The organism is Affinundibacterium nitidum, assembly GCF_014284155.1.
GTDB classification, from domain to species: domain Bacteria; phylum Pseudomonadota; class Gammaproteobacteria; order Burkholderiales; family Burkholderiaceae_D; genus Undibacterium; species Undibacterium nitidum.
This window is the reverse complement of the sequence record NZ_JACOFZ010000002.1, coordinates 272,836-282,612: the sequence shown is the minus strand read 5'-3', so window position 1 is coordinate 282,612 and position 9,777 is coordinate 272,836. Positions and strand designations below refer to the sequence as shown.

Here is a 9,777-nt window from a genome sequence, read left to right as displayed (position 1 = left end):
CGTCAATAAGTTCATCTTATACAGCGGCCGTGCAAAGAATAAACCGACGAAGATCAGGCACAATGAAGAACCGAAAGGATCGGCAACCACGCCCTTGAGACCCTCTTTGACGAAGGTGGATGAAATGCCAAGTACCGTCTCAGAACCAAACCAGGTCGCGAATACCGTCGCGGTGACGATATACATAGGTAATGAACGGCCAGCGACCGCAAAGTCTTTGGAGTTGTTCACATAACGAGCGGCATACAAGCCAATACCGACAGAGATAATCCAGTAAATAACGACTAACCAAAGCAAAATATTCATGGTCAAAAGTGAATAAAAGGAAAGGTAAATAAGAATGCCCGCAAACTAGGCGTTAACTCAAATAGACGTCAACAGATCTAAATTTGCGGGCATTATAAGACAATGTTGGGCAGATCGCGGCGCTAATCACCGAAACAGATCGAGATCTGTCGGTTTAGCCTCATTTCGACGGCATTGTCGTGACTTTACGATGATTTTGGGGGAAATACTCTATTGATTTTGCAACATTTGATCTATCTTTTCAGCAATATCTTTCTTGTTGACGGGTTTTTCTATGTTACCCAGAAAGTTTTGGCGTGATAGTTGCGCCACCAAAGAGGCTGAGTACAAAACGCGTGAGCCCTGGCCTGACATGAGTATCACTCCACCAAAGAACTTACGTTCGCCCATTGCCTTCATGAATTCAAAGCCATCGATATCCGGCATTTGTATGTCACAGAGGAGTAAATCAGGTTTGGGATTGGCATTGTCAAAGGCTTTCAAACCAGCTTGACCACCATTCGCGGTCGTCACGCGGGAAATACCTAAGTCATTAAGAAGATCCGAAACAAAGTCGACTTGAAACTCATCATCATCGACAATTAGCACACTCAGTTCTTGATATTTTGTGTTCGCAGTACTCATGTTTCATCGTCCTTCAAAAAGAGATTAAATTGATGGTATTACTTTAGCGCTCTAAGTCGGGCGTTGCCCTTCACGGCGCATTTTTTTCTCCCATTCGATTTTCCATTCGATAAATTGGTCGGCTGGCATAGGCTGAGCGATGAAATAACCTTGTACTTCATCGCACCCAGAGTCTGCAATTAAGTCCCAATCTTGTTGAGTCTCGACACCTTCGGCAACGAGATTTAAGTGGAATATTTTTCCGAGTTGGATGCTTGAACTCAAAATAGCACGTGCAGCTTCATCTTGTACTGCGCCATTGACAAAAGCGCGATCAACCTTGAGTTCTGTGAACGGTAGTTGCTTTAAGTTCTCCATCGTCGAGAACCCTGTGCCAAAGTCATCGATTGAGAGGCCAAAGCCTTTCAATCTCAGACGAGTCAAAATCTCTAGACTGACCGTGAGATTCTCCATCAAACGAGTTTCTGTCAATTCCAAAATAAACTGCGATGGTCTGACGCCCACCGCTTGCACAATAGACTCGAATTCCTCTGGTAAATTCAGTTGATTCAAATTGTCCATGGAGACATTGACAGCAAGTTTAAGTTGATGGCCTTGGTTATACCACTTACGCAATTGAGCTGCGCTCTTCTCAAGAATGATTTTGGTCATGATATCGATCAGACCATGGGTTTCAATCACAGAGATGAAGGCAGCAGGGCCGAGCAAGCCCCGCACAGGATGGCGCCAACGAGCTAAACATTCGGCGCCGATTACACGTTTAGTGGCAATAGAAATCTTTGGTTGATAAAAAACTTCAACGCAATCGTCAGCAAAGCCTTTTTGTAATTCCTGTAATGACAACACCGCGACTTTGGACATGCGATGATGTTCGATGTTAGAAGGAGTTTGTTTCGCTAGCGCTTCTAACATTTCTTCTTCATTGAGAGGCTTTCGTAGCGAGGCAAGAAGGTGGAGTCCATAAGCTTTGACTAAGTTCTCCGCAGCCTTCATGACGCTGCGATCGACTGAACTCAAAATAATCACGCCACCAGAGAAGTTATGTTCGGCCGCAAATCTCAAGAAACTAATGCCATCCATCCCTGGCATATTCAGATCGCAAATAATGATGTCTGGTTCATAGGTACGCACAACCGCCAACGCTTGATTGCCGTCAGTGCAGGTTGAGATGCGATTGATCCCAAACTTACGCAAGCTTGTGCAGACAATCTCCATATCAATGCGGTCGTCTTCTAATACCACGACATGCATGTTTGGCTTGAGGGCTACTGGGGTTGACGCCTTTACTGCATCGACACGGGCCTTGTCTGGTTTGATGACGATATCTGGAGGTGGATCGGCAGGGTTGAGATAGGCCGATATCTCGGTTTCTATCGTGCCTAACATCGGCGTTAATTCCGCGATAATTTGGTCAGCATCTTGGAGGCTACCTCCCGCCTTGAGTTGTTCGAGCTCGTGACAGAGATCTGCAAATTTGCTTGCCCCGACAGTTCGCGCGCTCGACTTGAGTCGGTGTCCAAGTGCGCATAGGCCGGTGAGGTCATTCGCTTCGCGTGCTTCTCTGATTTCCTGCATGCTGCGCTGGGCTGAATCAAGAAACTTCAATGCGAACTTACCGATTTTGTCCGGTGCATGGCCAACTAAGCCCGCGAGTACGCTTAAATCGATGGTGATACTTGGAAGCAGTGGTACCTCTGCCTGTTCAAGCGCCTCTTCAGGTAGGATGATTTCCTCAGTGCTGTCGCTAATCCAACGCAGAATAGTCGCGTACAAAATATCTGGTGCGAATGGTTTTGGAATGAAGTCATTCATGCCCGCTGAGAGACAGTGTATTCGATCTTCATTCATGGCATTGGCCGTGATTGCGATCACTGGCAATTGTGCATACTTTGGTTCGCTACGGATACGACGCGTTGCCTCTAAACCATCCATCACCGGCATTTGAATATCCATCAAAACGCAATCAAATTCATTTTCGTGAATTGAATCGAGGGCCTGTTGGCCATCACCTGCAACTTTTACTAAGCATTTTGCTGATTCAAGTAATTCAGTCCCCACTTGCTGGTTAAACTCATTGTCGTCGACTAGCAAAACTCTGACTGGATGTTCGGTCTGATTAATTCGTTTGAGGCGCGCAAGTACATTTTGTGGGGAGTTGCCGACGACCTTCTCGATGACTTGTCCCTTCGTTTGCTCAAGCAGCGCAGTGAACCAGAAAGTGCTACCGACTCCAGGTTCACTGATCACACCTACTTCGCCGCCCATCAAAATTGCGAGCTGTTTGCTAATCGCTAGACCCAAACCTGTGCCACCATATTTGCGTGTGGTGGAGCTGTCTGCTTGTTCGAAAGATTGGAACAGTTTGCTTTGCTGCTCGGGTGTCATCCCGATACCTGGGTCTTCCACTTCGAAACGCACCAGCCAACCGCTAGGCGTATCGATCACTTTCTTAACCCTTACCTTGATCTCGCCTTGCTCGGTAAATTTGATCGCGTTATTGGTGTAGTTAATGAGAATTTGGCTGAGTCGATGCGGGTCGCCATGCATGTGCATTGGCACTTCAGATCCAATGGTCATTGATAGACTCAAACGCCGTCCTGCGACTTTCGTATTCATAATCGCAGACAGCTTATTCATCAACTCTTCTAGGCTAAAGTCGACACCTTCTATGGTCATTTTGCCGGCTTCAATTTTCGAGAAATCTAAAATATCATCGACGATGTGTAGTAGGTGCTGTCCTGATAAATGAATTTTCTGGAGGTAGTCGCGTAATTTTGGATCTGTTGTGCTGGTCAATGCCAAATAGGTCATGCCCAATACGCCGTTCATTGGGGTGCGGATCTCATGACTCATATTCGCAATGAAGTTGCTCTTCGCGCGATTGGCCGCTTCTGCAAGTTGGCGCGCTACAGCAAGTTCTTCAGTGCGACTTTCAACGAGCTCTTCAAGATGATGCCTGTGTTTGTCGAGTTCTTCGCCGAGTTTCTTTTTCTCGTTAATGTCTTCTTGGGTCGAGACGAAATGGGTAATGGTGCCGTCATTTTGACGTAAGGGCGAAATCGTCGCATATTCGACCGATAGACTTCCATCCTTACGTTTGTTAATCAGCTCGCCTTTCCAAGTATCGCCAGCGCGTATCGTCTTCCATAAATCACTGAAAACTTCTTTTGGTGTTTGACCCGAATTCAAAATATTGGGGTAGCGCCCGATTACTTCAGCTTTTTCGTAACCTGATTTGTTCACAAAAGTCTGATTGACATACTCAATCTTACCAATCACGTCGGTGATGATAATCGCTTCAGTACTCTGTTCAACCGCTTGAGACAACTGGTTGAGTTGCGCTTCGTAGGTAAGACGCTGAGTAATATCCTGAATTTGTGTGACAAAATTGACAGGCGTGCCGAATGCATCACGCACGAGCGAAATATTTCCTTGCAACCAAACGAGTGTTGAGTCTTTGTGATAGTAGCGCTTGTGAATCTCGTAGCTTTCGATTTCGCCTTTGAGAAGCTGTTGTATCAGTTGTTTATCTGAGTTGAGATCATCTGGATGCGTAAACTTCTTCCAGTCATGTCGCAAGAGTTCTTCTTCAGTATAACCAAACATATTGCATAGAACGCGATTAACCCGTTGTACCTTTCCTTCGATATCGATCAATGCCATACCGATCGGTGAACTACCAAATGCTTGTTCCATGCGGGCATCGTTTAAACGACGTTCTTCTTCTGCACGCTTGCGTTCAGTGATGTCTTGTACCGTTCCTGTTAAGCGAGTGATTTTTCCGCGAGCATCTTTTTGTTTGCGACCTGTTTTCGCCCAAATATTGCGCGTCCCACCATCTGGTAAGAAGATACGATACTCAAAAGGCAGGTATTCCTCTCGTTCTTCAAACGCCTCTTTACATGTTCCAATCACGGTCGCTTGGTCTTCAGGTAAGACGGTGCGACGTATCATTTCAAATAAATCACCATCGAATTCCGCAGGGTCTCGCTGCCAAATGCGTTTCATCTCCTCGGACCAACTGATTTTGTTGGTCGAAGAATCCCAGATCCAATGCCCTACGTGAGATGATTTCTCAGCTTCAAGAAGATCAATCTCACTTTGGCGCAATGCTTCTAAGGTACTCTTGCGTTCCGTAATATCACGTGTGATACCAATAAAGTGGGTAAGTTGACCTTGTTCATCGAAAGCCGGTGTGATCGACAGTTCGTTCCAGAACATCGATTCGTCTTTTCGATAATTGAGGATCTCACCAAAATAGGGTTTGCCGTTGATAATCGCGTCGCGAATTGCTTGCCTGCTAGCTGGGCTAGTTGCAGGGCCTTGCAGAACGCGGCATGTTAATCCGACAATATCACTTGAGCTGTAACCCGTTTGTTCAGTGAAAGCCTCGTTGATCGAAATGATTTTCTGGTCAGGTGTAGTGATGATCACGCCTTGCGAAATGGCTTTGAGGGCTAGATCACTGATTTGTAACTTGGTTTCAGCTTGATGTTTGTAGAGCGCCATCTCAATGACAGCGCGTAGTTCTTGATCTGAGAATGGCTTAACAATATAACCAAAGGCGTTGGCTTGTGTCGCCCGCTTGAAATCGGATTCTGATTTATTTCCGGTTAAGAAAACAACGGGCAAGGTATAGTGAGCGCGAATTTTCTCAGCAGCAGTGATGCCATCCATCTCTCCTGCCAATTGAATATCCATCAGAATCAAATCTGGCTTGAGTTTTCCCGCTAATTCAACAGCTTCTTCACCGCGCGAACTTTGGCCGACTGTTTGATAGCCAAATAGCTCCAGCTTAAGTTGGATAAAAATGGCGACTAATTCGTCATCCTCGACAATCAGTATCCTAGGTTTGCTGGTCGACTCTAGCACTCAATACTCCGATAGGATGAGGTTAGTAGTGTGTAACTAAAAAGTAAAAACGCGAATTGCCTTTTGAAATTGCTATCGCGTTCGATGACTCCGGTCTTTTCATCTATCAGAAGAAAGTGATCTCTGAATCATTGTTCGCTGCTGCTGCACCACTTGAGCCGTGGCTGCGATGCTCGTCATTCATGGTGTAGGTGTTCTTCAACTCTTCTAACCAAACTGCGGTTTCAGGGAAATTGCCTTGGTTAAATTCGGCGGCTGTCTTTTCTAACTTGGCGATATCTCTCTTCACTACTTCCAAAATTTGGCTGATACGATCTTGAAATTGTAGCGTCACGAGTAGGTCTTCAATATCACTTCGAATGACATTGCCGTGATGACGCATTTGTTGCGCCGCATCGCCCATAGTTTCGACATGGGACAGAACGTCCCGCACAACCGCACCTGAGACCTCGAGTACTCTCTTGTCTTGAATTGCAGATCGATCGGCTGCACTAAGCGCGACCTTCATCACAGCAGAGATATGGTTGACACGTTCACCCATGCGTTTGCCGGTTTCCGCAGACAGTTGGGAAAGTTTGCGAACTTCGTCAGCAACGACGGCAAAACCGCGGCCTTGGATGCCGACGCGCGCTGCTTCGATCGCAGCATTAATCGCCAACAGGTTTGTCTGTGCAGCGATTTGCCCAACTTCATGGGCCATATTGTTCATGTCAGCAGTGGATTTCGCGAGGTCACGAATACAGTTGAGTAGTTCATCTTTGCTATCGATCATTTGCGATAAGGAATTAATCACCGGAGCTAATTCTTTTTTACACAGTTGTAGCAGAGTAATGGTTGCATCGGAATTTTTTGCCGCGTTTAATTCGACATTGCTGACACCTCCGAAACCGGCCTTGTCGAATTCATTGACCATTGAAGAGAAACTTAGGATCAATTGCTGCACAGACTGCTCGGAGTGGGTTTTTACCGTTTCCACATGTGAATTCCACAAAGGTAAAATGTTTTGTAGTAATTCGCTCAGGCGATGGGCTAATTCGGCATCGCGTTGCAGGCTGTCGTCATCAATTTCTAGGCTCTCTTGTACTGCCATACTCCGCAGAAGCGTGGTGACCAACAAAACACAACTGATAGTGATCAAAAAGAAAAGCCCAAAACTGATGAAGCTGGGATGCTGCCAAGCGAGGATGAGAGAAAGTAGGCAAATTGCTCCGCCACTGGCATAAGCAAAAACGGGTTGACGAAAAAAATCTTTTTGCATAGTTACCCATCCTGATTGATGTGTCTTACGAGTCAATGAGTGCATCATTCGGCTTGAGCTTTTTGTTTGCCGATAGTTACACCTGTGAACAATGATGTTCGTACTCTGCTGCTATTCGATTTACTTCAAATTCCGTGCTACCGATCCCCAGTCAGCTAAATTGTCAATTCGATAGGCATCCGGCACGGACCTCGATCACTCGATACCGCTGGATTATGCTGCTGGCGAAATTGTTATGAATGATTTTAAACAAGTTTTTTGTGTCCTTGCATTAAAAAACGTTCAATTGGGAAATTAGTTTCCAAAAAACATCACATTTGAACTTGCCTATAAGGCAATTGTTAGTCGAGGCTGCCACCAGTAAGAGCCAAATCCTGTCCTTGTTTAGTGCAGACCTCTAGAGTGATTTTGATGCTGTTTAGTAGAGTTTCGAGCGACATGCTGGGGGCTCCTGCATGGTTGACGGCTTGTTCAGGCAAATAGGGGATGTGAATGAAACCCGCCCGCTTAATGTGGTGATGAGTTTCAGCGTAATGCATCAAACCGTAAAACACGTGGTTGCAAACAAAGGTGCCAGCAGTCTGTGACACCTGGGCCGGAATGTTGTTTTGTCTTAGATTGTGGACAATTGCCTTGATTGGTAAGGAACTAAAATAGGCGTTTTGCCCGACCGCTTGTATGGGCTGATCAATTGGTTGTATCCCTGCATTGTCAGGGATACGGGCATCATCAATATTGATCGCAACGCGCTCAACACTGATCTCTGGGCGACCGCCCGCTTGCCCAAGACAAATGACCGTATCGGCCTTTGTCTGCTGAATAAGATTAATTAAAACTTCGTTCGCACGGCCAAATTCACAAGGTAGCTCTGCCACATGGATTTGACTTCCGTCTTGCGTAGCTTTTCCTTCAAACTGTTTTACCGCTTGCCAAGATGGATTGGTTTTCTCTTGGTTAAATGGCGCAAAGCCTGTGAGTAGAATAGTTGCCATAGTTTGTGGAAAATTAAACCAACACGATCATGAGTAGGATGTTACAGATCAAAACGCCGATTGCAGTCGGTATTTGGTAACGAATGATTTGATATTTATCCTTCAGTTCCAACAGCGCAGCAGGCACAATATTGAAATTGGCCGCCATCGGCGTCATCAAGGTACCGCAGTAACCAGACAGCATTCCGAGTGCGACCAGTGGCGCTGGATTAGCATGGTGATGCACGATCAAAAAAGGAAGGGCAATTCCTGCCGCCATTACAGGGAATGCTGCAAATGCGTTTCCCATGACCATGGTAAACAGCGCCATCCCAAGCGCATAAATAATAATGAGTGTGATGCGACTATCGGGATTCACCATTGCACTGACTAAGGTTTGGATGGAGATACCAGTCTTGGCGACAACAAATACGCCGCCTAACATGGCCAACATCATTGGCAAAATCAAAGCCCAACCCACGGCATCGACTAAACGGCGTGCTTCTTTGACTGAATCTAATGGGGTGCCTTTGGTCATCAAGCACGCTGCAGTTAGACTCAGAAAGCAAGCCAAAGCTAAACACGCTAGGCTCAAATTCTTGGGATCAAGCAGGGGCAGGCCCGCAACGGATATATTCTTACCTAGTAATGTCAGTAAAACCGTGATGACGGGAATCAGGATCGCAGGCAGGAATAGCTTATTGCCTAATCGTTCTGCTGATTCATGTTTGAGTTCAGTATGGTCATTCTTCGTTTGACTTGCTCCAAGCAAATTGGCCCCCGCTAGCAGCGCCAACATCATCACGATACAGCCAATAATGCGATAGGTGATTTGTTTGCCCAGCATAAGAATCATCAGATCACCAAACAAAAAGCCAAGACTAAACAAGAACCAAAATAATGCCGTGGTGTAACGCTTAGGGTTACTTTTGTCGACGGCGTTTAAGATAGCGACGGCCATCAATAAAGCACCGACCAAATAGAACACGACGTCGATGCTGATCCAGCTTTGTAGGGTGTTCATGTGTGCGCTCCCACATTTTGTTGCTGACGCCATAGAGCAATGTCCTTGGCGATCCTGGCGTCTAGTAGCGAGAGGCGAAATAGGTGTATCAATAGAGCACAAATAGCTGTGGGAATGGCCCATAAACCGATGCTCAAAGGCTCGACATGGTTGATACCATTTTCTTTCAGAAAATTGGTCATTAACAGCACGGCACCAAAGGCAATAAAAATATCCTCACCGAAAAATAAGGCAACGTTGTCACAAGCGGCGGCATGTGCGGCAATCTTATCGCGTAGATGAGGTGGTAAATCGCCGTATTCATGGATTGCTGCGCCTTCAGCCATGGGGGCAAGTAAGGGACGCACAGTTTGCGCATGACCACCGAGGCTAGTTAAACCTAGTGCGCTTGTAAATTGGCGTACGACGAAATACAGCATAAATATTCGTCCAGTTGTTGCACTACGAATACTTCGAATCCAGGATTGTGCACGCTCTTTTAATCCATACCGCTCAAGTAAGGCAATGACCGGAAAGATTAACACTACACTGGCAATCTGACGGCTATTCATAAACTTTTCACCGAAAGTTTCTAGTAGCGCGATGAAATCCATGCCAACCGCAAGACCAGTTGCGAGACCCGCACCAATAACGACTAGCAAGGGGTTGAAGCGAAAGGCAAATCCAAAAACGATGATTGGTATTCCAATCAGTGGCAAAAATAGGGCGCTGTCCATTTTTCG

The 9,777-nt window shown here is 46.1% G+C and carries 7 protein-coding genes; all 7 read right to left on the bottom strand.

Going from position 1 to position 9,777, the window contains the following annotated elements; genetic code table 11:
• Positions 1–300: sodium:solute symporter family transporter (locus H8K36_RS08740; RefSeq protein ID WP_408058392.1), on the bottom strand; the 300-nt coding region annotated here is incomplete at its 3' end.
• 216 nt (positions 301–516) lie between these two features.
• The gene (locus tag H8K36_RS08735; protein WP_186916034.1) at positions 517–930 is read right to left on the bottom strand and encodes a response regulator; all 414 of its coding nucleotides are present in this window, start codon (positions 928–930) and stop codon (positions 517–519) included.
• 51 nt (positions 931–981) lie between these two features.
• Positions 982–5,802: a response regulator gene (locus H8K36_RS08730; RefSeq protein WP_186916035.1), complete on the bottom strand. Its 4,821-nt coding sequence runs from the start codon at positions 5,800–5,802 to the stop codon at positions 982–984.
• 106 nt (positions 5,803–5,908) lie between these two features.
• Complete coding sequence (locus tag H8K36_RS08725) at positions 5,909–7,060, bottom strand: methyl-accepting chemotaxis protein (RefSeq protein WP_186916036.1); 1,152 nt, start codon at positions 7,058–7,060, stop codon at positions 5,909–5,911.
• 341 nt (positions 7,061–7,401) lie between these two features.
• Positions 7,402–8,052, bottom strand: a complete 651-nt coding sequence (gene pcp / locus H8K36_RS08720) for a pyroglutamyl-peptidase I (protein ID WP_186916037.1) — start codon at positions 8,050–8,052, stop codon at positions 7,402–7,404.
• Between the two features lie 13 nt (positions 8,053–8,065).
• Positions 8,066–9,055 (bottom strand): DUF979 domain-containing protein, encoded by a 990-nt coding sequence (locus H8K36_RS08715; RefSeq protein ID WP_186916038.1) that lies wholly within the window; start codon positions 9,053–9,055, stop codon positions 8,066–8,068.
• Complete coding sequence (locus tag H8K36_RS08710; RefSeq protein ID WP_186916039.1) at positions 9,052–9,771, bottom strand: DUF969 domain-containing protein; 720 nt, start codon at positions 9,769–9,771, stop codon at positions 9,052–9,054. Before H8K36_RS08710 ends, H8K36_RS08715 begins: the two co-directional genes overlap by 4 nt.
• Between the last annotated feature and the right edge of the window lie 6 nt (positions 9,772–9,777).

What these genes read in the sequence shown, in the direction of transcription:
- pcp (WP_186916037.1), bottom strand. Translation starts at nt 8,052, where the DNA reads ATGGCAACTATTCTACTCACAGGCTTTGCGCCATTTAACCAAGAGAAA.
- H8K36_RS08725 (WP_186916036.1), bottom strand. Translation starts at nt 7,060, where the DNA reads ATGCAAAAAGATTTTTTTCGTCAACCCGTTTTTGCTTATGCCAGTGGC.
- H8K36_RS08710 (WP_186916039.1), bottom strand. Translation starts at nt 9,771, where the DNA reads ATGGACAGCGCCCTATTTTTGCCACTGATTGGAATACCAATCATCGTT.
- H8K36_RS08715 (WP_186916038.1), bottom strand. Translation starts at nt 9,055, where the DNA reads ATGAACACCCTACAAAGCTGGATCAGCATCGACGTCGTGTTCTATTTG.
- H8K36_RS08735 (WP_186916034.1), bottom strand. Translation starts at nt 930, where the DNA reads ATGAGTACTGCGAACACAAAATATCAAGAACTGAGTGTGCTAATTGTC.